This is a genomic window from Virgibacillus natechei (assembly GCF_026013645.1).
GTDB lineage: Bacteria > Bacillota > Bacilli > Bacillales > Amphibacillaceae > Virgibacillus_L > Virgibacillus_L natechei.
The window spans coordinates 1000098-1026208 of sequence record NZ_CP110224.1 but is presented as its reverse complement, the minus strand read 5'-3'; the positions used below and the strand labels follow the sequence as shown (position 1 = coordinate 1026208).

Here is a 26111-nt window from a genome sequence, read left to right as displayed (position 1 = left end):
AAAAAAAGACACTCACCATATGAATGCCTTTCTCCAGCCAGCTTATAAAAATCGACTATATTTTGCTTCCAGTTTATCCTGCATGAAGCCTATCAATATACAAACCGGCCAATAAATGAATGCCACTAAGACGTACATGGTCATTGCATCGAATTCTCTTCCAGCAACAATCTGTGTCTTTTGAAAAAGTTCTGGGACCGTGATAACCGCTGCTAGTGACGTTGCTTTAACGATATCCATGAACACATTGGTTAGTGGAGGAATTGCAATTCTAGTCGCTTGTGGTAATATGATCTTTCTTAATGTTGGCCAGTAACTTATATTCAAAGCTCTCGCTGATTCCCATTGTCCAATATCAATACTGTTTAATGAAGAACGATCTATTTCAGCAATATATGCCGCACTGTTTAATCCAAATCCAAGAGAAGCCGCCACTATTGCTGTGAGCTCTATCCCAACTACCGGGAGACCAAAATATAATATGAACAAAAACACGAGCATTGGTGTTCCACGCATAAATGATATATAGATACGAGCTGGCCAGCGCAGCACACCCCGTTTCGAGCCGCGCGCTAACGCTAATAATAATCCTAATACAAGTCCGATTGCCATACCAATTATCGCAATTAGAAGCGTCATAGGCAATCCTTCAAGAATAAAAGGTAAACTTTCTATCGCCAGTTCTATATCAAATAATCCACCGAAATCAAAACCATTAAAGTCCATTGTAATTTCTCCCTACAGCTCTAATCCTTCTACCTCTTCAATTTCACCTTCTGGGACTTGTGAGGCATCTTCCTCATAAAATTGTATGGCAAGCTCAGATAAGGTTCCATCTTCTCGCATTTCATCTAATACACTGTTAATTTCTTCCTTAAGTACATCTGCATCTTTTGGCATGATAACACCCGTTTCCGTTGGATGGAATTTTAAATCTGGATGTAGATGTATATCAAAATCTGGAAAGCCTGCTACTCCAAATTTGGTTAAAAAGTAATCATTTATTACGACGTCCGTTCGACCATTATGCACATCACGTAAGTAAGCTTCATTCGGCGCATTTCCATAAGTAACTACTTCTGCCCCGTACTGTTCAGCGATTTGACTATATATTGTAGTTGCCCCACCGCCAGCAGCTTTTCCTTCTAAATCTTCCAAAGAGTCAATTCCGGAATTATCATCTTCTCGAACAGCCATTGTTACATATGAATATTTGTGCGGATCACTAAAATTAAAATCTTCTTCCCTTTTATCTGTAATAGTGGCTGCTGATATGTCAATCCGACCACTATCTATAGCCGCCATCACATTATCAACACCAATGATTTCAAATGATATATCCAAGTCAAGACGTTCAGCTATTTCCCTCATTGTTTCAACTTCATAACCGGTTAATTGATCTTCACTTTCCTCTTCTCCGTCATAATAAGAACCACCAATTAACGTTCCGGAAGTTCCAACAACAAGTTCACCTTCATTCTGAATTTCTTCCCATTTTTCATCATCTGTCTCATCACTATCCGCGTCCTCTTCATTTGAATCACCACATGCACTTAAAACCACGATAGCTATTAGTAAAATAAATAATAAATGAAGCCTTTTCAATACATTCACTCCTACTCCTGTTGTTAGATTAATAGTATATATTCGTGTAACAGTTTGAAACTGATAATCCACTCTTGACACCTGTTGCTATTCAATGCCCTCAATTTCAATTATATCCTCTTCTGGTTCCTGGGAAACATCATCACCATGGAAAAATTCACCTGATAATTCGGATAACGTTCCATCTTCTTTCATATCATTAATTGCTTCATTTACATTTTCCATAAACACATCAGCCTCTTTATCCATTACAACATTATTTGTTGTTGGGTGAAATTTCAAGTCTGGATGTAGTTCAATATCTAAGTCTGGAAATTCACTAATACCTAATCGTTGTAAATAATAATCGTTGATAACTAAGTCTGTTCGTCCATTATGCACATCACGCAAGTATGCTTCATTTGGAGCATTACCATATGTAACCACTTCTGCATTAAACTTTCTGGCAATATCACTATAAACGGTAGTTGCTGCACCACCAGCATCTTTTCCTTCTAAGTCCTCAAGCGTCTCTATTCCTGAATGATCATCTGATCTAACTACCATCGTTGAATAGGAGTATTTCACAGGCTCACTAAACCCGAACGAATCTTCACTTCCTTCTCTAGGTCCCGCCAAAATAACGTCAACTCTGCCAGTGTCCACAGCCGACAACATCGCATCAAAATTCATAATTTCAAAATTTACCTCTAAATCTAAACGGTCGCCAATCTCACGAGCTACTTCTACATCATAACCTGTTAAATGATTTTGGTTTCCCTCTTCACCATCATAGAAAGATGCCGGAAATAACGTACCAGCAGTTCCTACAACAATCTCCCCCGCCTCCTGTACTTCTTCCCAAACCTCATCTGTACTAGCAACTTCACTATTACTTGTATCCGTTTCATCTGCATTACCACATGCACTTAAAACAGTTATTATTACAGATAAAATCAATAATGACTTTAATTTATTCAATCTACATCCCCCTCCAAATTAATCTGTTATATTAAAAATATTATATTTATAGTAACAGATTGTTTTATTGAATTCAAAATTTTAAATCCGTAAATTGAATGACAATTTTTAAAGAATATGTAGTAACCGACGTGTACTACAATCACGATTTCAACAAACATGAAGTTCTAGCAATTGTGTGTCCAATAGAAAATGAATCAACTCACCCATTGGCACAAGCTATTACCGATTACAGTGTGGAACAGCTCAGAAACATACCAAAAATCGATATTGTTGACATGGAAAACATCAGTGGGAATGGTGTATTCGCCTATGTAGACGGTCATAATTAGGAAATAGAGAAATAGAGGAAATACGTTGCAATGGTTGTGGATGGGATCAATAATGCTTCCGCCTTGGCAAGCGCACACAGGCATAGCAATGGGAGAAGGTACAAACGTTGCACTCGAAACAGCGGATATCGCCTTAATAAAAAACGTCTATCTAAAATCTCAAATACCATTATCCTGTCAGGTAGTATGAACAGCGTAGTTAGGCAAAATGTTATCTTTTCGATTAGCGGTTATCGTTGTACTTATTATTACAAACTTCCTTCTGATGATAGATGTACTACTCGGAGTAATCGGACATCGCACCATCTTAGTTATTCTAAACGGGTTACGATTGCTAAAATAGCTAGCCATTTGGCTAGCTATTTTTGTTTATTTTCCTTTATAACTGCGTTGATCACACCACCGGTCATGATAACGATCCCCGAAATGTAGAGCCATATCATAAGAACGATAAAAGCACCTAAGCTTCCATAGGTTGCAGAGAAATTCCCCATATTATTGACATAAAATGAAAAGCCGAGGGATACCACCTGCCAACTGATTGTAGCAAACAGCGCGCCCCAGATCGCATTTCTAAAGTAAATTCGCACATTTGGTGCTATTTTATACAATGTGAGAAATACAATGTAAAATATAATGGATGAAACAAGCCAGCGCAAGCCTTCCCAAACAGTTATAAAACCTTCAGAAAGACCAAAAAAGGAAAATATATACTCTCCAATCACACGTCCAAATACAGGTAGTAAGAGCGCTATACAGAGAACAAGTACCATTCCAATAGTCATTGCAATAGCGATTAACCTGGAAACAATAAACGATCGGTCCTCTACGACCTCGTAACCTTTGTTAAACGCTTTCGTAAGTGCTTTAATCGCATTCGATGCAGACCAAAGTGTACCTATAATCCCAATTGATAATAGTCCTCCATGTTGTTGATTGAGAAGTTCACTAATATTTGTATTTATTAGATCCATTATTTGCGCTGGTGCGTAATCTGCAATCAACCCTAATACCCGTTGTTCTTCAATTGGCAAGTAACCAACTAATGTTAATAAAAATATTAAAAGCGGGAAAAGTGATAGTAAGAAAAAGTAAGACAACTGCGCTGCTAAGCCCATAATATCATCATTCATAACCTTTTGATATACTTGCTTCACAAAGTCTATTACCTGCTTCATCAACTCTCCCCCTACTATATTAAGTCGTTGCTTTTAAATCTTCGCAAATGATATAAATTGCGACGTACCTGCTATGTTGATTTCCGCGGGCACGGCCTTGCAAGGGCAAGGAGGCTCACGGGTCACCCTAAGGTGCGCAGTGTATTTGCGTAGCGGTATACTATGTCGGAGTTTAAATATCTCGCGTCAAAAACAACCTTTTAGAAAACAGCATTATTTTCTTGTCTTGTCCAATGTATTTTCAACTTGCTCCAATGCATTCATCACACTCGTTGCTCCGCTCGGAAAGTTCTCATTGAATTTGTCTAACGCAATTCGTACATTATGAACCGCTTCAGATGGATTGTTTACAATATTTCCAGTACTCCGCTTCATTGAATTGATTTTGTTTTTCGTATAATTCCTTGTTTCTCTATCGAGTAGTGCAGCGAACCCTCCAATAGCAGCTCCTGTTATAATTCCTATAAATAATTTACGTTTACCCATAAGTATTCTCTCCTTTAGTCAGATAGTATGCTTTTCTTTTATATAAGTAAATAAATTCTTACAACCTTTTGAAACCAATTCATACGTATGGTCAAAGTCTCCTGTAAAGTACGGATCCGGTATGTTACCAACTTCTGACTCTTCAACGAAATCCATTAGTTTTCTAACGGCAAACCCTTCATTTTTTTGATAAACTTTTTTGAGATCACTTATATTTTTATCATCCATTGCGATAATATAATCAAAATCATCCCAGTCACTATCATGAAATTGTCTGGCTGACAAACCCTCATGCGGAACTTGCTGTTTATCCAATAGTTCCCTTGTTCCTTTATGTGGAGCAGCGCCAATATGCCAATCACCAGTTCCACTTGAATCTACTTCTATTTTACCAGCTAGATTTTCTTTTTCCACTAAATCACGAAATACAGCCTCTGCCATTGGTGAACGGCAAATATTACCTAAACAAACAAATAATACACGAATCATCCTTATCCTCTCCCCATTGCATTAGTTATATTATAAGCTTCTATATAGGATATAAACAAAAATAACACCTTAGATCAAAAGAAAAGCAAACTGCCGTTAGATTATGATTCCAACTGATGAAATTGCTGCAACTTCTTTTACATCATTGGTTCTATACATGCTGCATCATCATTTTTTGCAGCATTTACGTAACGGTTCACATTATAAGCTGTTAATGGATCATCTTTGATCGTTTGTAAAAAGTCATATGCCTGATCTGGCGACTGTTGTTCTGGTTTAATCCATTCATCTTGTTTATTTTTCGGTAAAATAATGGGCATTCGGTGGTGAATTCCCTGCATAAATTCATTAGCTTCTTTTGTTAAAATCGTGCATGTGAAAATTACCTTATCTTCTTGCACCCATTTATCCCAAAGACCTGCGAACGCAAATACTTGTCTATCTGGCAATTGAATCCGTTTTGGCTGTTTTCCTTCATCTGTTTTCTCCCATTCATAGAAACTATCTGCAGTAATCAAACATCTTTTTCTGGCCATTAATTTTTTAAAGCTTGGTTTTTTATGAGCTGTTTCACTTCTTGCATTAATCATCTTATAACCGATCTTCTCATCCTTTGCCCATGAAGGTACAAGCCCCCATCGCAGGTAGCCAGCTCGTTTTTCTTTGCCATCATGAATGATTGCGAGTACATTTTGGCCTGGTGCAATATTAAAGCTCGGTTGGTATGATTTAATATTCTTCTCTAACCCAAATTCCTGTAAAATCTCAAGCTCATCTGCAAGCAATGTATACCGACCACACATACTATCACCTCATTTAAAAATCCTCTAAAACACACTAAGGTCCCACTGGTTAGCAATATGTCTTAATAACCGAATACCTGCTATGCTATTTCCTTTATCGTCCAAAGCCGGACCATAAACACCAATACCACATCCACTCATAAACGGTAATGTTTCATCACGAGCTCTTGATGGCGATAACGCAATAATCCCACCGGAAACGCCACTTTTTGCAGGTACACCTACATAGGCAGCAAATTTCCCAGAAGCGTCATACATGCCACACGTCAGCATTAACGCCTTTGCAAGTCTAGCTACTTGGCGTGGTATGATTTCCTCTTGATTAGCAGGATTTTCGCCATCATTAGCAATAATCATACCAATTCTGGCTAAATCATCTATCGTTATTTCAACGGAACATTGCTTAAAGTATGTCTCTAATGTGACATTAAGATCCGATTCCAGAAATCCAGTTTCCAATAAATAATAGCCTATTGCCCGATTTCGCATAGAAGAATCTCTTTCTGACTCATATACATCCACATTTAAGGCTGGGCGATAATCAAGCATTTTTTCCAGTAATTCATAAAAAGGCTCCAATTTTTGATCAGAGGTTTTGCCTTCAAGCATGGATGTAACTGTAATTGCACCTGCATTAACGAAAGGATTAAATGGTTTTTCTACTCTACTTATTTCCAGGTGCATAATCGAGTTAAAAGAACCGCCTGTCGGCTCCACATCTACACGATCAAGTATATAAGATAGTCCACGTTCCATGCATGCAACTACAAAAGTCAGCACTTTAGAAATACTTTGTATGGTAAATGGTATATCAGCATCACCAGAGCGAACGGTCATACCATTATTTCCAACAATTGAAATTCCTAAATGATCTCGATTCGCCTCTTCTAAAATGGGTATATAGGATGCCACTTCCCCATCGGCTGTACGCTTTCTATAGAAAGAAACCCAATCATCCACATACTCTTGTAACCATTCCTGCGTTAACTCCGTATTCCAATTTGTCGCTCCTTGTACCATCGTTGCTACCACCTCACTAATAGTATCTGTATGCTTATTCATGCATTTCATTTATATCGTAAAACTTCCCTGAAGAAAAGAAACCCTACGTAGAAAAAGTGGGTTTTCTTTTCAAGGACGTTCCGTTTAGTCCTTACAATACTATATACAAATAGTATTGCCCTCAAAGTATAAAGGAAAAACGCTAAAGTTTCCTTATTTATAGTGCGTATTCAAAAAGGAGGATAAAAAGGACCGCGTCGGTTAAGTTCGATGTGTCAATTTTACCGGGCTTTTTGAACATACTCTTATAAAAACTCTAGCAATGAAGTAGCAATGGTAAAGTAAATAAGCAATCCTAAAATATCATTTACAGTGGTAATAAATGGACCAGAAGCAATAGCTGGATCTAATTTCAATTTATTTATGATCAACGGAACCGTAGACCCAATAACGGTTGCAATACTTAAGGTGAGAAATATAGTGACACCAACAATCACTGCTATCATCCAATTACCTTGATATAGAATCGTAATTATAGCTGCTAACATTATCATACAAATTAATCCTAACATGACTCCCGTGCCAAACTCTCTCCTAATCATTTTGCCAATACTTTTTTTGTGAATCGTCCCCAGTGCGAGACCGCGAACCGCAACAGCTAAAGACTGTGTGCCAGTATTACCAGCTGAGTCCATAATAAGCGGGATAAAAGCAGCTAATAGAACGATTTGTTCCAATGTTTCTTCAAATTGACCAATGATTTCAGCGGTAATTAATCCGAAAAACATGAGTAAAATAATCCAAGGTGCACGCTTTTTAGCGGCCGTAAAAGAACTAACGTTGACGTCCGTTGCCCCTTTAGCTGCTGAAATTTCACCTAAATCTTCAGTTGTTTCTTCTTCAATGATGTCTATGACATCATCAAATGTAATGATTCCCAGTAAATGTTGTTGTTTTGATATAACTGGTACGGCTAAGAAATCATAATCTTTGATTAACATTGCTACTTCTTCCTGATCCATATCATCTGGTACAGAGACGACCCTTGTACTCATGATATTTTCAATTCGTTTATCTGGTGGTGCGATAATAAGATCCCTTAAGGACACAACCCCTACCAATTTATCTAGCTCATCAACAACATACAGGTAATATATTGTTTCTGCTTCAGGACCAGATTCTCGCAATTGCTCAATTACATTGGAAGAACGATCCGTTGATGAAAGGCTTACGAATTCCTTCGTCATAATGGCCCCTGCAGTTTCTGGTGGATAGGATAGTAATTCTTTTACACTCACAGCTTCTTCTTTATTCATTTTTTGCAGGATTTCTTGTGCTTTTTCATCTTTTAATTCGACTAAAAAATATGCTACATCATCGGCAGACATGTGGTTAAACACATTGGAAGAGTATGTTTCATCTAATTCCTGAAAAATCTCCTTTTGCCGCTTGATCTCAAGGCCTCCAAATATTTCTGCAAATTCTTTAGGAAAAAGATACCTATATATACGTACGCGTTTCTCTATTTCAACAGATACAAAAATCTCTACTTGGTCTGTTGGGTGCAATTCTAAGAAGTTATCACGAAATTGTTCTTTATTTTCTGTTTCTAAAGCATCTAAAATTAATTTAGCGTACTGCTCACGATTTTGTTCATCTAATCTTACCAAAATAATTCCTCCTTCTACTAGGAGTCCATTAATATCTTGGTTCAAAATCCCATGCCTGAGAATCGGAATGGACTTCTATTATGTTATTCTTTTTTCTGGCTAACGTCTGATGCTTTACATTTCATTTACGATCATAATTGGCTTCCATTCCACTTCACCTCACATTTTTTGGCTCCATATTGGTTTCCTATGCATCAAAAAAACACCTTCCTCGAATGGAAGATGTCTCAGCAAATAAACTACTATTATTAACATTCTCCATTCGTAGAGCTTTAGCACTGTACGGCATAGGAACGATATTCCAGCTACATTAAAAACCACCTTATTTCGATGGTTCCTGTTGACCCATTGGCGTCTTTGGACATTTTTGGGCAGTAGCTTATCTCCAGCACAGGAGCCTCACCTAACGAAGTATTCAATTTACAAGGAAGAATTTACATGAATCCTCCCTATATGTCAACCTTGACAATTACTATAGGGAAACTCTGGTCTTAAACAGATATCGAAAAGCAACTAAACAGAAATTAAACCAAGCAATTGAAATCAAGACTGCTGCTAAAATATATGTATCCACATTTTTTTCATTAATAATAGAATAGATATAATAAAGGTTGCTATTAAAATAATTTCCGAAGCACCAATTTTTGTTACACCTTCCATTAGTGTAAAAACAAATGTTGGCGTATTATCCGTTAGCAATGAATGAATCCATTGATCTATTAAATCCAGATTGTTCCAGATTGATAATATAGAAATCAAGAGAAATAGGATCGTACAAGAAACTATTATATATGTGTTTACTGTTGTTCATGGATGACATAGATACATAGCCACACTTTCTAATTTGATGATTATTTAGTATAGCACCTTCACTTACTATTTTGAATATATAAAGTAAAAGAAGAGACTAATTTTAAAATTAGCCTCTCCTAAATCTATCGTTTATTTGCCTATAAATTGCTGTGTCCAGTGATTACCTTGTTCTACATACCCTACTCCAATATGCGTAAAGTCCTCACTTAAGATATTGGCACGGTGCCCATCACTATTCATCCATCCATCTACAACTTCAGCTGGAGTTTGTTGGCCTTTGGCGATGTTCTCACCAGCAGTGCGGTAATCTACTCCATAGCTATCCATCATATCAAACGGTGAACCATGTGTTGGACTATCGTGTGAAAAATAATTGCTATCTGCCATATCGGCTGATTTATCGCGAGCTACGTTACTTAATTCTTCATCAATTTCAAGTGCGCTTAGACCATGATTTGCACGTTCCTGGTTTGTTAAATCTACCACTTCTTGTTCAAATTGATTTAATTGTTGAGATTGCTCTTGATTTTGGTTTTGCTGTTCCTGGTTATTAGATGGTTGCTGTGGTGCTGGAGCTTCCGGTTGTTCTACTGGTGCTTCATTTTGATCGGATTGCTCCTCTGTTTGTTCTGATTCTTCCTTAGCCGGTTGTTCTTCTTTTGGCTCTGAATCTTCTTCCTTAGCTGGTTGCTCTTCTTTTGGTTCTGAACCTTCTTCCTTAGCTGGTTGCTCTTCTTTTGGTTCTGAACCTTCTTCCTTAGCTGGTTGTTCTTCTTTTGGTTCTGATTCTTCTTCCTTAGCCGGTTGTTCTTCTTTTGGTTCTGATTCTTCTTCCTTAGCCGGTTGTTCCTCTTTTGGTTCTGATTCTTCTTCCTTAGCCGGTTGTTCCTCTTTTGGTTCTGATTCTTCTTCCTTAGCCGGTTGTTCCTCTTTTGGCTCTGAATCTTCTTGTTTTGCTTCATCATTCTGTTGAACTGTATTTTCGTTTAATTGGAATTTATTAAAAATACCAGTTAAAAATCCAGTTATATTACCTTCTGAAAATGAATTCCAATTCCCATTCACAGAATAATAGACGTTATATGATAGAACTTGTGACTTATCGGCACTTTCTGATGCGTCAACAGAAGTCTGAAAAGCTCCGCTTACTAATAATGCGGTTGATAATGCCGTAGCTATGCTTAATTTTTTAAACATTTCTTTGCACACTCTCCTTTTGTTTTGTTTTGCAAAATCATCATAGCACGAGTTTTTTGTAATAATTGTGGCAGTCTTTTCCAAGGTATATATAGAGGGGTTTTCTTCCATTTCTACGACTCAAAAACCTTTTATTTTCAAAGATATGAAACGAACTGAATTCAAGTGTATAGGAAAAAAATTAACGTACTGGTAAAAATTACAATAGAATTACCATTGACACCCTTTCTAACTACCTTGTTTTATTACAAGAATTCCAAAACTGTCATTGAATTGTTACTTGATATCGCCCGTTACATGCTTTATTTTAAATGAAGGTCGTATAGGGAGAAGTGCGCTTATTACCAAAAAGTGTAACGTATGCACACACCCCCATAAATCATGAAATATGATAGAATTTATATGTAAGTAAACTGTCATCATTGGAGGATCACAACATGTCTATGTTATCTAACGCTGAACTGGGGATTGATTTAGGTACAGCTAATATTCTTATCTATTCAAAAACAAAAGGAATTGTCTTAAATGAGCCATCTGTAGTGGCCATTAATATCAATACAAAACAAGTAGTAGCCGTTGGCACGGAAGCTAAAGAAATGGTCGGAAAAACACCACAGAACATTGTCCCGATACGCCCCTTAAGAGACGGCGTTATAGCTGATTACGATGTAACCGCACAAATGCTGAAGGAATTTTTGAAAAAAGTAAGCAAGAAAGTTGGCTCGTCCATGCGCAAGCCGACTGTTGTTGTTTGTACGCCTTCGGGAAGTACCTCCGTAGAAAGACGAGCCATTCATAATGCTGTAACAAGTTACGGCGCTAAACAGGTTCATTTAATAGAAGAACCTGTCGCAGCAGCAATTGGTGCTGATCTTCCTGTGGATGAACCTACCGCAAATGTTATTGTCGATATTGGCGGGGGGTCTTCTGAAGTAGGTATTATTTCATTTGGTGGCGTTGTATCATGTAACTCTGTTCGCACAGGTGGCGACAAAATGGACGAGGAAATTATCCAACATATCCGCAAAAACTATAATATACTAATTGGTGAACGTACGGCTGAGAATATTAAGATGGAAATCGGCTATGCACACAAGAATCACAAAGAAGAAACAATGGAAATACGAGGACGAGATATGGTTACTGGGTTACCAAAAACGATTACCATAACTTCTACCGAGATATATTATGCTTTGAAGGAATCACTGGAGCATATTTTAGAAACAGTTCGTTCTACATTAGAAAGTTGCCCACCCGAATTAAGTGGTGATATTGTCGATCACGGAATTGTTCTAACTGGTGGTGGCTCTCTCTTAGCAGGTATGCAGGAATGGCTAGCAAATGAAATATTCGTCCCTGTACACCTTGCTCCAACCCCACTTGAATCTGTTGCTATTGGGACGGGTCGTGCCTTAAAAATGATTGAAAAACTGCAAAAAGCTGCAAAATAAAGGAAAACTCATCCGTACGGGGTGACGATGTACAGGACGTACTAGTGTCGTCGACCAATCCTCAAACTACTTAAAAATGCTCATGCCTTCCGTGCACGAGCATTTTTATTTTTTTCTAAACCACCTTCTTACAAGTTTCTTAGATAATTTAAAGGAATTTTCTCTTTTATATCGAACTACTTTTAGAGAAAGCATAGTGGGGGTGACGTGAAATGTATACAGTTATTCACTTATACCGGGTTAAGAAAGAGAATGTAGAAATATTTCTTGATATTAGGGATAGGATTAATGAAATTCACTTACTAAATGGTACTTTAGAAAAAACAATTTATCATGTCGATAATTTAGACGGACACCATGGTTGCAATGGTCTACATAGTCTTATAAGTGTCAACAACAATGAACAAATTTTCTTCGGACAAAGTATTTATCGCAACAAGTCTCATTATGAGGATGTTAAAAATCAGGTTAATCATAACGACGAAATGAATCAATTACTTGAAGAATTAAAGAAAAATATTGATTTATCCGAAACCATCACTGCATCCTTCACGACTCGAGTGTAGAAGATTCTATTTTTTCACAAAACATTTACACTTTATTCAGAATAATGTATAATGAAAATAATGAATCATGTTTAAAACGCATCCACGTTTATCACACATGATCGCTTAAAAAATTATAATGCTGCCTAATCTGTTCACGGTTCTAATTCTGGAGTCGTTCCAACAGATAAAAGCCAGTTCATAGTTGAATTGCAGAAGTACTGTAATCAATTTGAATTGGCTTTTTTTAGTATCTACATGGAAGGAGTGACATAATGAATGGTGCACTGGGGAATATTAGAGTGCTAGATTTATCGCGTGTTCTTGCGGGTCCATACTGTACCATGATTCTAGGTGACCTGGGGGCAGAAATAATTAAAGTTGAAGCTCCCGGCGGAAGTGATGAGACACGTAGATGGGGGCCACCCTTTCAAAACGATGTAAGTGCCTATTACCTATCTGCTAACCGTAATAAAAAGAGTATTACGGTTGATTTAAAGACAGATGAAGGAATAGAAATCATTAAGAAACTCGTCACCGAAAGCGATGTCATCGTTAATAATTTCAAGTCTGGCACCATGGAACGGTTTGGACTGGATTACGAGACACTTGCTCAAATTAATCCTGGAATTGTAGATTGCTCCATTACGGGGTTTGGAGAAACAGGTCCCTATAAGGACATGCCAGGCTATGATTTTATTATTCAAGCAATGAGTGGATTAATGAGTATAACAGGCGATGAAGATTCAGGTCCACAAAAACTAGGGGTAGCCATTACGGATATTCTAACAGGGTTATATGCCTGTATTGGCATTCAAAGTGCTTTACTGGAACGTACTATATCCGGTAAAGGTCAAAAGTTAGATCTTTCGTTGTATGATTCTGCAGTAAGTTCCCTTGTGAATATCGGCAGTAATTATTTAATGTCAGGAAAAACACCTACAGCACTTGGTAATCATCACGCCAATATTGTCCCGTACCAAACCTTCAAAACGTTAGATGGGGAAATGGTCATTGCAGTAGGTAACGACAATCAGTTCAAGGCATTGTGTACTGTTTTAGAAAAAACGGAATTAAGTACAGATAAAAGATTTCAATCAAATCCAGACAGGGTACAGCATCGAGCGGATTTAGTCCCGTTACTACAAGATATTTTTTCAACGAAAACAACAGCCTACTGGCAGGGAAAATGCCAGGAAAATAACATACCATGTGGACCCATTCATACGATTGAAGAAGTGGCAAAGGATCCACAATTAAAAGCGAGAAATATGTTTATTCATTATCAACACCCTACTGCTGGTGCAATTAATATGATAGGAAGTCCATTAAAGTTATCACGAACACCAGTATCGATGAACCATCACCCACCAAATGCAGGAGAGCATAATGAAGATATATTCAGCCGTTTAGGGATTGTAAAATAAATTAAATTTAGGGAGATGACTAGAATGAATTTTGAATCTACTGAAGAACAAGCAATATTGCGAGATACCGTGAGAAGTTTTACAGATAAGGAAATTATGCCATATATAGCTGAATGGGATCGCGAGGGAAGATTTGATCCATCTATCCTGCCGAAGCTTGCAGACCTAGGATTAATGGGAGTCTGTATACCCGAAGAATATGGCGGAAGTGGAATGGATTATAATTCACTCGCGATTGTTTGTGAAGAGTTAGAGCGTGGAGACACCACATTTCGAACTGCGGTATCTGTTCACACTGGGTTAAACAGCATGACATTGCTCCAATGGGGGAACGAAGAACAAAAGAAAAAGTACCTCACTCCACAAGCAAAAGGAGAAAAACTTGGTGCATTCGGACTGACTGAGCCAGGAGCTGGATCCGATGTTTCCGCCTTACAATCAACTGCCGTTCAGGAAGGCGATTACTATATTTTAAATGGCCAAAAAACATGGATTTCCTTATGCGATACAGCCGATCATTTTTTAGTTTTTGCCTATACGAAAGACAAATCGGAAAAACATAAAGGGATTTCAGCATTTATTGTCGAACGTACATGGGAAGGGTTTTCTTCAAAAGCTATCAAAGGAAAACATGGCATTCGTTCTGGTAATACTGGCGAAATCTTCTTTGATCATGTAAAGGTACCAAAAGAAAATCTGCTTGGTGAAGAAGGTGAAGGTTTCAAAATTGCAATGGCAGCACTTGATAATGGAAGGTTCACGGTTGCGGCAGGTGCAGTTGGACAGATTATGGCATGTCTGGAAGCCAGTGTGAAATATTGTCATGAACGCGAGACATTTGGTAAAGAAATTGGGAAGCATCAGTTGGTACAACAAATGATTGCTAACATGGAAGCAGGACTACAAATGAGCCGCTTGCTTGTTTATCGTGCAGGTGAATTAAAAAATCAAGGGAAGCGAAACACTCGAGAAACATCTCTGGCAAAATGGCAGGCATGTGATTTTGCTAATAAAGCTGCTGATGACGCTGTTCAGGTTCATGGTGCCTACGGCTATTCCGATGAGTATCCAGTTGAAAGGTATTTGCGCAATTCCAAAGCACCTGTCATTTATGAAGGGACTCGTGAGATCCATACAGTTATGCAAGCAGAGTACGTGTTAGGATATCGCCAGGATAAGCAGTTAAATAAAATGCTGCCAGCATGGGGAAATCCAGAAACAGTAAAATAACTTATGCATTGGGAGGTATCGGATGTAATGTTTGACAAACAAACAAAGAGTATTTTTATTGGTGGTAAATGGATCGATGTTCAGGAGAAAGAAACCATATATAATCCTACTACACTAGAACCAATTACGGAGGTTGCATATGGTGGAGCTCAAGAAACGGAGATAGCAATTCAGGCTGCCTCTAAGGCATTTACCGTGTGGAGTGACATGACAGGCCGACAGCGTTCACGTGTTTTATACAAAGCATCTCAACTTATGTTAGAAGAAGCCGATCGACTAGGAGAAATTTTAACATTAGAACAAGGAAAGCCTTTAAATGAAGCAATAGGTGAAGTGAAAGGTGCTGCGAACTTTTTATTATGGTACGCAGAAGAAGCTAGCAGAGGCTATGGGGAGTGGATCCCCTCCTCCATTAAATCAAAACGAATGCTTGTTATTCCACAACCTGTAGGAGTTGTCGGTGCGATCACACCTTGGAATTTCCCCTCTTCCATGGTCACACGAAAAATTGGCCCTGCTTTAGCGGCTGGATGTACGGTAGTATTAAAACCCGCGCCTGAGACACCATTATCAGCAATTGAAATTATAAAGATTTTCGATCGTGCTGGAATGCCTGAAGGTGTTGTTAATTTAGTAACTGGTGATGCTCAAGCAATTGGAAATGCACTGCTTTTAGACAAAGACGTACGATTATTGACATTCACAGGTTCTACTGCGGTGGGAAAATACTTAATGCGGGAAAGCGCCGAGCATGTAAAGAAGCTTTCACTTGAACTTGGTGGCCATGCACCCAGTATTGTTTTTGACGATGCAGATATCGACCTGGCTACCAATCTAGTATTAGCTAGCAAATTCAGAAATAATGGGCAAACCTGTATTTGTACCAACCGTTTGTATGTGCATGAATCGATTGCCGACCAATTTACAGCATTACTTACCGAAAAAGTCTCCCAATTAAAAGTTGGCTCTGGTCTGGAAGAAGATGTTGATCTTGGGCCACTGATCAATCAACAGGCTCTGGAAAAAGTCCAATCACACCTTAAGGATGCTATCGAAAAAGGCGCACAGGTTGTCGTTGGTGGTGGTGAATGGGAAGGTAATTTGGAAGGCTGCTTCTACAACCCTTCTGTTCTCACCAATGTTTCAGATGATATGCTGATTATGAACGAGGAGACATTCGGCCCGATTATACCCATACAAACATTTCGGGATGAGGAAGAAGTTTTACACAAAGCGAATGATACAGATTATGGTTTAGCTGCGTATATTTTTACAGAAAGCACAAATCAGGCCATTCGCGCCTCCGAAAAATTAGAATTCGGCATTGTTGGCATAAATGACGTCTTCCCTGCCGTTGCGGAAGCACCATTTGGCGGAATAAAGCAATCCGGAAACGGCAAAGAAGGCGGACATCACGGAATGGATGAATTTCTAGAAAAGAAATTTGTATCGATTGGAATAAGCTAATTTGAAAAGCGATCCTTGATTGATTTGGATCGCTTTTTTTGTGGGGACGCGATGCTACCGCGCGAGTTTCGAATGTTGCTGCTCATTCGAGCGAGGACGAGTCTTACTCGAGCGACAACCTCTCCTGCTCAAGCGAAAAGCGTTCTAATGCTCGACCTGGGGCTGCTCTCGAGTCGACCTGGGGCTGCTCTCGAGTCGACCTGAGGTTCTATCGATCCACGTGATTATTCATGCAATATACCCCTCATACTGCTTATACAAATCCTTCAATGCTGAAGCTAGAGCGCCACCAGCTTTTCCTAAGTAATGTTCTTTTATTTCTTCCACTGGTTTATCGATGCCATCTTGTAAACTATGGCCACGAAGTAGTTGTTGAACAAATTCTCTACCATGAACGGTCGCCAATGTGCAACTGGCTGTTACGACTACACCATATTTCTTGTCTATTTCCGCTGTTATCGTTAAGGTTTCGTATATACTTTTTGCAGCCATTCCTGAAGGGAGGCGTGCATGTCCTGCAATAAATACAGTATTCATTTTATAATCATTCCTTCATCTTTTAGTGGTTTAAATTCTTCTTGATAACCCGATCATGATTAGATACGACTTTCACTATTAAAGTATTTTCTTTTCGTCTATCCTTTGCTTCGATTTTTATCCTAAAAGCAACTCCCTCTACCAAAAAGCAGAGGGAAATCATTTACGTATTTACCCAGGGTTTTTCTACACTTTCTGTTTCTGTAATCGTTACGCCACGCTTTTCCATTTCCTTCATATACGTATCGCCAATAACAATTTTCTCTGGTGGATAAACACCTTTTTGGGAAATGGTTCCAGTCCCAATCATTTGAGCAACAACGGATATTGTATTCGCAGTAGCTCGAGCCATTGCGGTTACATTTGTATTTCTATCTTTATAAGTTGTCATTTCATATTCATAGGTTGCTGGTTTCCCTTCTTTTTCGCCAGAAACCACCACTCTTAATAAGACTGCATCGTCTTTCTCCCCTAGTTCAACGATCGGATCCAACACTTTAAGGAATACTTCGCGTGGTTTAATTTTTTGCCCATTTACATCGACTTCATAATCCGCCTTGGTCAGGTTTAGATCCACTAGTAATTTGAATTTCTCAGCATGACCAGGATAACGAATTGTTTTATACTCCAATGTTTTTAAATTAGGGTAGGATAGGGATAATGTTGATGTCCCGCCTGAAGTATGGAATGCTTCCAACGGGCCAAATTGTTTAAAGTAAACGCGCTCTACCTCTGTCAAAGAGGAGATTTCTTGTTTAATTCCATTTCGAATAATGAGGGAGGGATCTGTATAATGGTCAAAAACCCCTTCCATTGAAAATACATGATTATATTCAATTGGGGCCTCTGGTTTAACAGGAATTCCGCCTACATACAATTTTATAGATTCTAATTGGTTTAGTTTGCTAGCTCCGTGTCCCGATAAAATATTAATCATACCTGGTGCAACACCTAGATCTGGAATGAGCGTAACACCTGCTGCTTTTGCATCTTCTTTCAGTGCTAACACCCGGTCTGTCATATGACCAATATGTCCACCAAGATCAACCGAATTCACGCCTACTTGAATTGCCACTTTTGCAACGGTCTCATTAAAGGAGTAAAATAGTGCATTAATAATCACATCAAATTGCCGCATATATGTTGCCAATTCCATTTCATCACTTGCATTCACTTGATATGCAGTCAGTTTAGATGAATGTAATTGATCAACAACTTGCTGTGCACGGGTTAGATCAATATCTGCTAAACCAACAGCTGTTACACCATTACTATCTATTAAATCACGTGCAGCTTCTTTTCCCATTAAGCCTGAACCTAATACACCGATTTTCATGCAATTCCTCCCTGTGAAAAATTAATCAAACCTGAACAAGAGATCTTACACATTCCTATATTAATCTACATCAATCTGTGCGCGTTGTAATTTTCCACTGTAGTCTACGTAAATCGCTTTCCATTCCGTAAATACATCCAGTGCCTGCACACCTGAATCACGATGACCATTCCCTGTACCTTTTGTTCCACCAAACGGCAAATGAATTTCCGCTCCAGTAGTACCTGCATTCACGTAAACAATTCCAGTATCCAAATCGCGCTGTGCTTTAAATACACGATTGACATCACTTGTGAATATCGAGCTTGAAAGTCCAAATGTCACCCCATTATTTACTTCAATCGCTTCTTCAAAATTTGGGACTGAAATTAAGGAAACAACTGGTCCGAAGATTTCTTCCTGAGCAATGCGCATGTCGGAAGTAGCATCCGAAAATAGTGTTGGTGCAAAGTAATTTCCTTTCCCGTGCTCTCCTTCATTCAACACATAACCACCAGCAAGTAATTTAGCACCTTCCTCCCTTCCGATTTCCATGTATTCCTTAATTTTATCCATGCCAGCTTTATTAATAATTGGCCCAACTTTATTCGATTCGTCAAGCCCATTACCAATAGTCAATTTTTCCATCGCTGCAAGTAAGCGCTCCTCCAGCGTTTCTTTTACCTTTTCATGCACGATAACACGACTACAGGCTGTGCAGCGCTGTCCACTCGTACCAAACGCACTCCATAAGATACCTTCCACAGCCAGATCCAAGTCAGCATCATCCATGACAATAACAGCATTTTTCCCACCCATTTCAAGGGATACTTTCTTCAACTGCTTTCCGCACTCACTAGCAATAGTTCGACCTGTCACATCCGAACCTGTAAATGAAATAACACGAATATCCTGATGTTGAACCATTGCATCTCCAACGGTAGAACCAGCACCAAAGACGACATTCAATAAGCCTTTAGGCAACCCTGCCTCTTCAAATATCTTCGCAAGTTCATGGGCCATAATCGGTGTTTCAGTCGCAGGCTTCCAGATCACTGCATTACCGGAAACAATCGCAGGGAACGACTTCCATGTTGCGATAGCAATCGGGAAGTTCCATGGCGTAATAATCCCAACCACACCAACTGGAGAGCGTTGGCTCATAGCAAATTTATCGTTCAATTCGGCTGGTGTCGTCTGCCCAAAGAGACGACGTCCTTCACCCGCCATATAAAAGGCCATATCAATACCTTCCTGTACCTCTCCACGCGCTTCTTCCAGAACCTTCCCATTTTCCATCGTCAATAACTGAGAAAGCCTCTCTTTACGTTCTTTCATTAGATAACCAACTTGATAGAGTACTTCAGCACGTTGTGGTGCAGGAACTAACGCCCAATCCTTTTGGGCTTTCTTAGCAGCAGAGACAGCATGATCCACGCTCGATGCGTCCGATAGCGGTACCTCCACAATCGTTTCTCTTGTTGCCGGATTAAGCACTAATGCAGCATTCCTTATATCTACCCATTCTCCGTTAATATAGTTTGCTAGTTTGTTTGTTTCCAATGATACGACTGTCATGAAAAAATACCTCCTATATAGAAATTTTATTAATAGAGCACGTTCAAAAAGTCCGTCCCCCTTCCGAACACGCATTACTACTATTTCAGATTCCGGCTACGGATTTCTGTAATCGTTGATGAAACAGAAATTTGCTCTTTATCCGTTATAATTTCGATCACGGATGGTTTTTCGCTAGTCATTGCTTTTTCCAATGCTATTTCAAATGACGCTATCGTATTTACGGCATATCCGTCAGCTCCAACACTAATTGCTAAATCCTTAAACGAAACGTCACCTAAATCGGTCGCTTCTACTTTTTCCGGATAATGCATTTCTTGATGCATACGGATGGTACCATACATATTATTATTAAAAACAAGACATATGACAGGAATATTATTTCTCACAGCTGTTTCCAGTTCCTGACTTGTCATCATAAATCCACCATCTCCAGATAACGAAACGACTATTTTTTCTGGAAAAGCAAGCTTCGCCCCTAGTGCTGCAGGCATCCCATAACCCATTGCCCCTGAAGTCGGACCAACATACGTATGTTTTTCACGGAATGGATAGAAACCATGAAGCCACCCTGCAAAGTTACCTGCATCTGTTGTTAGAAGCGCATTTTTGGGAAGATGTTTCGCCATGATAGCGACAATATGTTTATTGATTACATCATTATCTGAAACATTCAAACGACTTATATTCACATATGCTTTTCGCCTTTCATTAATCCAGCTCCCCCAGTCCCCATCTACCTCCATATGAATGAACAGCTGTAATGCCTCTTTTAAGTCAGCAACGATCCCAATTTCCGGTGGGTAAACTTTACCAATCGTGTCATAATCAATTGCTACATGAATCAATCTTTTAGCCGGTGTTATAATCGAATAGTCTTGCGTCGTCACTTCTGAAAGCCTTGTACCCAGTGCCAGAATGACATCTGCTTCTTCTACAGTTTTCAGAATTTCTTTATTCGTACCAAGGCCAAGATGACCTACATAGGAGGGGTGATCATGTGGAAATGCGTCATGACGACGAAATGCTGCAACGACGGGTATGTTGTACTTCTCTGCAAAACGAATCAAATCCTCTTCCGCTCGAGCACTTTTCACCCCTCCCCCAGCTATAATTAATGGTTTTTTTGCTGTTTTAAGAAGTTCTTCAACGCGTGCTATTTCTGTCTGCGATGGTGCAGGCTTCGGAATAACTGTGACAGGCCCAAATTCCATTTCTGCTTCTTGTGGCAAAACATCTTCCGGCAATGAAATGACGACAGGACCTGGTCTACCTGATTGTGCAATCCGAAACGCGCGCTGAACGATTTCTGGTATACGTTCAGGATCACTGACTTCTGTGGTCCATTTCGCAATAGGCTCGAAATACCTGACTAAATCCACTTCTTGAAACCCTTCTCTCCCCCTGACTTTACGATGAACCTGCCCTAAGAAAACGATCATTGGTGTGGAATCTTGGTAGGCCGTATGTACACCGATGGACAAATTCGCTGCACCAACTGCTCTTGTAGCAAGCACAATGCCCGCCTTTAAAGCAGCTTTTGCATACCCTTCTGCCATAAATGCAGCCCCGCCTTCATGTCTGGCTGAAATTACATCAATGGTAGGTTCATCATGTAACGCATCAAGAACAGGTAAATAACTTTCACCAGGCACGCAAAACGTCTTTCGAGCACCCTCTTTTTTCATACATTCTATAATTGCTTGAGCTGCGGTCATTTTCACGAGCAACTGACCTCCATTCAAATTAAGCTTGTTAAAGACGCTGTACTGCTATCTGTTGTTACCGTAACGCTATCCTAAAATAACCTTCTTCACGAGAATCCCCAAAGGCTGTTCTCGAGTAACAATAACATCAGCTTCACCCTATAGCTTATTCGTTAAATCAATGGAATAATACCCGTCAGGAACTTTAGCTCAAAGAAATATCGTTCCACTTGGTTTTTCTGCATCAATGCCGAAAGTCGCTAATGCTTGTAAAACTTCCTTATTCCCGACCATCCAGTTCATGTTGAGACTTTTGGATAATGATCCACATTCAACCGCAGTACCCTTGGCGCCAGAGACTTATAACACGCTCGAAACCTTATAATAATCGAGTGTCACGAGGTCATAAGCCGCAGCATTGTACAAGTATAAGGGCGTTTTTCTTGATGGCTATTTTCTAAATGATTTTTGTTTTTGGCAGACAGGAAAACTTTCCTACTGCATAAGTGTAACTAAGGCACTCGCCATTAAAAGCTCGCACTCCAAAGCATAAGGGTTTCTTACAAAGCAAAGAACACTTTCTAAGAATCCCTTTAACGAATGCCAAGTTTTCTAAACACAAAATCAATAGTAGACGACGCAGTGAGAATTCTTTTGCAAACACTGGTTGAGAGCGGAGATTCGCTACGGAAACACATTTCGCTTTCCGCGGGCGGCTGGTGAGCCTCCTTGTGCTGGCGCACTGCGGGGTCTCACCGAGGCCTTTCCTCCCGCAGGAGTCTTCATGTGTTTCCTCCGCTGGTATTACTGCCGCTAAATAGCATTAGTAATCAATATTCAAAACAACGAACCACCTCACCAGTTCGGGTGAGCGAAGGGCGGTGACTCCTGCGGGAACAATGGTTTTCGGTGGGGCGAGCATTTACGCGCAGCCCCAGCACGAGTCTGAAGACCCCGCAGCATTATCCTAAGGAAGGTCGACTAAAACCGTTCTTTGCGAACAACGTCGACATACCCTTTGCCAGGGCAAAGCCGTGCCCGCGGAAAGCATCCGCCCGTAGCGACCCCGAACGGCGATTATAGCAAATACTTATAGCAGACAGTAGTTACGTCGCACTTTATATCAACTAAGAAGATCTAAAAGTAACAATCCTTACGAAAAGAGCCTTCTCGGCAAATGAAACCGATTACATAAATGACGTACCAACCTATCTATTTCAATAAATCAAACCACATTTCAACTACCTAACACTAGCATAAAACATCGTCTTATTATTTGCAATATTTAACAAAGAAATGAACGCCTCATTTCTTATAACCTATATTATTTAAATAAAGATCACTATTATTCGAATATAATGAATCCAGCGATTAAATACATTTTTGCCTTTCACAGTTTTCCTTACGCGAAAATAGAAACATTTGTTAGAATGATACTATAACCTAACCGAAAAGGAGGTGTGCTGAGAATGAATACTGGGATTAAACACGCACGACATTTAGACGCACAAGACGAACTTAAGCATTACCGCAACGAATTTTATATCCCGAAGGACACGATTTATTTTGATGGTAACTCATTGGGACTCCTGTCAATACGGGCAGAACAAGCCGTCGATACAATTATGGAATCCTGGAAAATGCATGCAATAGATGGATGGACAGAAGGAACACATCCATGGTTTTACTTATCCGAGAAACTTGGTAAAATGTCTGCTTCCTTAGTTGGTGCTAAGCCAGAAGAAGTTATCGTAACAGGTTCCACGACAACCAACCTTCATCAACTCGTTGCGAGCTTTTTCCAACCTGAAGGAAATAAAACGAAAATCCTTGCCGATGAACTGAATTTCCCTTCAGACATATATGCACTTAAGAGCCAACTGAAGCAAAAGGGACTGGACCCTGAAGAGCATTTGATTCAGGTTAAGAGCACTAATAACACACTCGATACACAGGATATAATTGATGCTATGACAGACGATGTCGCATTAATTGTATTGCCAAGCATACTCTATCGCAGTGGACAAATTTTAGATATGCAGACCTTAACAAAAGAAGCACATAAACGCGGTATTTTAATTGGATTTGATCTGTGCCATTCGATTGGATCTATCCCCCATCAATTAATAGACTGGGGTGTCGATTTTGCCTTTTGGTGTACGTATAAACACTTGAATGGAGGACCTGGAAGTGTCGGGGGTCTGTATGTAAATGAAAAGCACTTTGGCAATGATCCAGGCCTCGCAGGATGGTTTAGCTCATCAAAGGAAAAACAATTCGATATGGACCATACACTCACACCGGCTGACGATGCAAGTGCATACCAAATTGGAACACCGAACGTATTAAGTGCCGCGCCATTACTTGGATCCTTAGAAATGTTTCAAGAAGCTGGGATAAATAAAATACGCCAAAAATCGCTCCAGCTAACGAATTATTTAATGAAATTGGTTGAAACTGAATTAGTGGGGTTTACCTTCACAATCGCTAACCCGAGAAATGATAACACACGAGGTGGTCACGTTTTCCTTGAACACCCAGAAGCCGCTCGTATATGCAAAGCATTAAAAGCAGATGGCGTGATTCCTGATTTCCGTAATCCAAATGGCATTCGCCTTGCGCCTGTTGCCTTGTATAATACATTTGAAGAAGTTTGGCAGATGATACAAATACTGAAAACAATTATGAATGAAGAGCGTTATAAAAAATTTGAAAATAAGCGAGGTGTCATTGCATAATGGCTAACTGGATAGATATTTCACAACCTTTAACGAATGATATTGCGCAATTTCCAGGAGATACTCCTTTCTCCTACTCCCCTACGTTTACAAAGGAAGAAACAGGATCTGCCAACATCGGACAAATGACAGCTAGTTTACACATTGGCACACATATCGATGCACCATTTCATTATGACTCAGATGGTAAGACAGTGGAACAACTGAATATAGATCATTATATTGGAAAAGCAATGGTCATTGATGTTAGCCATACGAACTGGATTACTGCCGACGTATTACAGGAATTTGAATGGGAAAATGTAACGCGAGTCCTTTTACATACTTCGTTGCCTAATAACCCAGCCTATTTTCCTGACAAACTTCCTTATCTTGACCCAGATATTGCAGGTTTTTTACAGGAGAAAGGCGTCATATTAATTGGTGTAGATATTCCGTCCGTCGATGCTCCAGATAGTAAAGACTTAGAGACACATCATGCCCTTTACAGGAATGGCATTCATATTTTAGAAAACGTAATGCTGGATCATGTCAATACAGGGCATTATGAACTAATAGCACTTCCCTTAGCAATTCATGGTGCAGACGGTAGTCCTGTTCGTGCAGTGTTACGTCCCATCAATGAGGAGATTCCATCATGACTGATGATAAGCACCTAAAGGATACATTTCAATCAGAAAAAGGCATACATACAGATTTCATCGAAAAAATGACCTATGGCGATTACCTGCAACTCGATACATTATTATCTAGCCAGAAAGGGTTATCCAATCACCATGATGAAATGTTATTTATTATTATTCATCACGTTAGCGAGCTTTGGCTTAAACTCACCATTCACGAAATTCAAGGGGCCATCGCTGCTATACAGCGTAACGACTTACAGGCTTCCTTTAAAATGCTGGCACGTGTTTCTAACATCCAAGATCAAATGATTCAAGCATGGGATGTACTTTCAACATTAACTCCAGCTGAGTACATGGAATTCCGTGATAAACTAGGGAATGCATCTGGCTTCCAATCCTATCAATATCGACTCGTTGAATTTGTTCTTGGCTATAAGACACCATTCATTCTGGATATCTATGAAAAACAACCGGAGATTCATGACACACTAGAAAAGGCATACCAGTCTCCTGGGCTTTATGATGTTGCAATTGAAACGTTGGCAAGAAAAGGATTCCCTATTAATGAAAGTCTTTTGAATCGAGATGTTTCAAAAACATATGTTAAAGATGCCTCCGTTGAACAAGCGTGGCTAACGATTTATAAAAATGTTGATCAATATTGGGAGCTCTATCAGTTAGGAGAAAAACTAGTGGATATTGAATATTCATTTCAGCAATGGCGCTTCAAACATATGAAAACAGTAGAAAGGGTTATTGGCCACAAAACAGGGACAGGTGGTTCTTCCGGTGTTGGCTACCTTAAAAAAGTATTGGATCATTATTTCTTCCCAGAATTATGGGACATTCGAACAAAAATGTAGTAAAGTAAAACTTCATTCAGTGGGGGCTTCTTGCCCATTAAACTACGATAAAATCTGCCCAATAATAGAAACGAAGTATACCTTAGAAAGGAA

General features: G+C 39.3%; 24 protein-coding genes, 1 pseudogene and 1 riboswitch. Of the genes and pseudogenes, 10 read left to right on the top strand and 15 right to left on the bottom strand.

Translation table 11 applies throughout. From position 1 onward, the window contains the following. Positions 1–42: 42 nt before the first annotated feature. The 3 genes from OLD84_RS05520 to OLD84_RS05510 all read right to left on the bottom strand — a co-directional run bounded on the left by OLD84_RS05520 (position 43) and on the right by OLD84_RS05510 (position 2565). Complete coding sequence (locus OLD84_RS05520) at positions 43–726, bottom strand: amino acid ABC transporter permease (protein ID WP_209463730.1); 684 nt, start codon at positions 724–726, stop codon at positions 43–45. Between the two features lie 12 nt (positions 727–738). After that, positions 739–1605 (bottom strand): transporter substrate-binding domain-containing protein, encoded by an 867-nt coding sequence (locus OLD84_RS05515; RefSeq protein WP_209463731.1) that lies wholly within the window; start codon positions 1603–1605, stop codon positions 739–741. An 87-nt stretch (positions 1606–1692) separates the two neighbouring features. Continuing rightward, a complete protein-coding gene (locus tag OLD84_RS05510; RefSeq protein ID WP_209463732.1) occupies positions 1693–2565 on the bottom strand; it encodes a transporter substrate-binding domain-containing protein in 873 nt (290 codons plus the stop codon). Between the two features lie 98 nt (positions 2566–2663). On the opposite strand from OLD84_RS05510, the gene OLD84_RS05505 reads away from it, so the two are divergent. After that, on the top strand, positions 2664–2897 hold the full coding sequence (locus tag OLD84_RS05505; RefSeq protein ID WP_209463733.1) for a hypothetical protein: 234 nt from the start codon (positions 2664–2666) through the stop codon (positions 2895–2897). A 24-nt stretch (positions 2898–2921) separates the two neighbouring features. Continuing rightward, a pseudogene (locus tag OLD84_RS05500) lies at positions 2922–3240 on the top strand (heavy metal translocating P-type ATPase); the annotation flags it as partial. 16 nt (positions 3241–3256) lie between these two features. On the opposite strand, the gene OLD84_RS05495 reads toward OLD84_RS05500, so the two are convergent. The 8 genes from OLD84_RS05495 to OLD84_RS05460 form a co-directional block, all read right to left on the bottom strand. After that, positions 3257–4075: a YihY/virulence factor BrkB family protein gene (locus tag OLD84_RS05495; protein WP_209463734.1), complete on the bottom strand. Its 819-nt coding sequence runs from the start codon at positions 4073–4075 to the stop codon at positions 3257–3259. 213 nt (positions 4076–4288) lie between these two features. Continuing rightward, positions 4289–4561, bottom strand: coding sequence for a YtxH domain-containing protein (locus OLD84_RS05490; RefSeq protein WP_209463735.1), 273 nt, complete (start codon positions 4559–4561; stop codon positions 4289–4291). 18 nt (positions 4562–4579) lie between these two features. Beyond that, on the bottom strand, positions 4580–5050 hold the full coding sequence (locus OLD84_RS05485) for a low molecular weight protein-tyrosine-phosphatase (protein ID WP_209463736.1): 471 nt from the start codon (positions 5048–5050) through the stop codon (positions 4580–4582). Positions 5051–5187: 137 nt separating this feature from the next. Then, complete coding sequence (locus OLD84_RS05480) at positions 5188–5853, bottom strand: SOS response-associated peptidase (RefSeq protein ID WP_209463737.1); 666 nt, start codon at positions 5851–5853, stop codon at positions 5188–5190. 24 nt (positions 5854–5877) lie between these two features. Then, positions 5878–6873, bottom strand: a complete 996-nt coding sequence (locus tag OLD84_RS05475) for a glutaminase (protein WP_209463738.1) — start codon at positions 6871–6873, stop codon at positions 5878–5880. A 287-nt stretch (positions 6874–7160) separates the two neighbouring features. Next, positions 7161–8525: a magnesium transporter gene (mgtE, locus tag OLD84_RS05470; protein WP_209463739.1), complete on the bottom strand. Its 1365-nt coding sequence runs from the start codon at positions 8523–8525 to the stop codon at positions 7161–7163. Positions 8526–8775: 250 nt separating this feature from the next. Then, a riboswitch (M-box (ykoK) riboswitch) is annotated at positions 8776–8943 on the bottom strand. Between the two features lie 137 nt (positions 8944–9080). Further along, positions 9081–9284 (bottom strand): hypothetical protein, encoded by a 204-nt coding sequence (locus OLD84_RS05465; protein WP_209463740.1) that lies wholly within the window; start codon positions 9282–9284, stop codon positions 9081–9083. Positions 9285–9467: 183 nt separating this feature from the next. Further along, positions 9468–10535, bottom strand: a complete 1068-nt coding sequence (locus OLD84_RS05460) for a CAP domain-containing protein (protein ID WP_209463741.1) — start codon at positions 10533–10535, stop codon at positions 9468–9470. Between the two features lie 443 nt (positions 10536–10978). On the opposite strand from OLD84_RS05460, the gene mreBH reads away from it, so the two are divergent. The 5 genes from mreBH to OLD84_RS05435 all read left to right on the top strand — a co-directional run bounded on the left by mreBH (position 10979) and on the right by OLD84_RS05435 (position 16655). After that, on the top strand, positions 10979–11986 hold the full coding sequence (mreBH, locus tag OLD84_RS05455) for a rod-share determining protein MreBH (RefSeq protein ID WP_209463783.1): 1008 nt from the start codon (positions 10979–10981) through the stop codon (positions 11984–11986). Positions 11987–12198: 212 nt separating this feature from the next. Beyond that, positions 12199–12552 carry a DUF1428 family protein gene (locus tag OLD84_RS05450; RefSeq protein ID WP_209463742.1) on the top strand — a complete coding sequence of 118 codons (354 nt, stop codon included), beginning with the start codon at positions 12199–12201 and terminating at the stop codon, positions 12550–12552. Between the two features lie 254 nt (positions 12553–12806). Continuing rightward, positions 12807–13958, top strand: coding sequence for a CaiB/BaiF CoA transferase family protein (locus OLD84_RS05445; RefSeq protein ID WP_209463743.1), 1152 nt, complete (start codon positions 12807–12809; stop codon positions 13956–13958). Between the two features lie 24 nt (positions 13959–13982). Beyond that, positions 13983–15188 (top strand): acyl-CoA dehydrogenase family protein, encoded by a 1206-nt coding sequence (locus OLD84_RS05440; RefSeq protein ID WP_209463744.1) that lies wholly within the window; start codon positions 13983–13985, stop codon positions 15186–15188. A gap of 27 nt (positions 15189–15215) precedes the next feature. Next, a complete protein-coding gene (locus OLD84_RS05435) occupies positions 15216–16655 on the top strand; it encodes an NAD-dependent succinate-semialdehyde dehydrogenase (RefSeq protein ID WP_209463745.1) in 1440 nt (479 codons plus the stop codon). A gap of 228 nt (positions 16656–16883) precedes the next feature. Here OLD84_RS05435 and OLD84_RS05430 read toward each other — a convergent pair whose 3' ends face one another. The 4 genes from OLD84_RS05430 to OLD84_RS05415 all read right to left on the bottom strand — a co-directional run bounded on the left by OLD84_RS05430 (position 16884) and on the right by OLD84_RS05415 (position 21803). Further along, positions 16884–17192, bottom strand: coding sequence for a DUF3870 domain-containing protein (locus OLD84_RS05430; protein ID WP_209463746.1), 309 nt, complete (start codon positions 17190–17192; stop codon positions 16884–16886). A 163-nt stretch (positions 17193–17355) separates the two neighbouring features. Then, positions 17356–18528 carry a saccharopine dehydrogenase family protein gene (locus OLD84_RS05425; protein WP_209463747.1) on the bottom strand — a complete coding sequence of 391 codons (1173 nt, stop codon included), beginning with the start codon at positions 18526–18528 and terminating at the stop codon, positions 17356–17358. A 60-nt stretch (positions 18529–18588) separates the two neighbouring features. Continuing rightward, positions 18589–20085: an aldehyde dehydrogenase family protein gene (locus OLD84_RS05420; RefSeq protein ID WP_209463748.1), complete on the bottom strand. Its 1497-nt coding sequence runs from the start codon at positions 20083–20085 to the stop codon at positions 18589–18591. Between the two features lie 80 nt (positions 20086–20165). Then, complete coding sequence (locus tag OLD84_RS05415; protein WP_209463784.1) at positions 20166–21803, bottom strand: thiamine pyrophosphate-dependent enzyme; 1638 nt, start codon at positions 21801–21803, stop codon at positions 20166–20168. A gap of 1457 nt (positions 21804–23260) precedes the next feature. On the opposite strand from OLD84_RS05415, the gene kynU reads away from it, so the two are divergent. The 3 genes from kynU to kynA are packed head-to-tail and all read left to right on the top strand — an operon-like array spanning position 23261 to position 26018. Beyond that, positions 23261–24529 (top strand): kynureninase, encoded by a 1269-nt coding sequence (gene kynU, locus OLD84_RS05410; RefSeq protein ID WP_209463749.1) that lies wholly within the window; start codon positions 23261–23263, stop codon positions 24527–24529. Further along, positions 24529–25170, top strand: coding sequence for an arylformamidase (gene kynB, locus OLD84_RS05405; protein ID WP_209463750.1), 642 nt, complete (start codon positions 24529–24531; stop codon positions 25168–25170). The genes kynU and kynB overlap by 1 nt, the downstream gene beginning before the upstream one ends. Further along, positions 25167–26018 (top strand): tryptophan 2,3-dioxygenase, encoded by an 852-nt coding sequence (gene kynA, locus OLD84_RS05400; RefSeq protein ID WP_209463751.1) that lies wholly within the window; start codon positions 25167–25169, stop codon positions 26016–26018. The genes kynB and kynA overlap by 4 nt, the downstream gene beginning before the upstream one ends. Positions 26019–26111 lie beyond the last annotated feature (93 nt).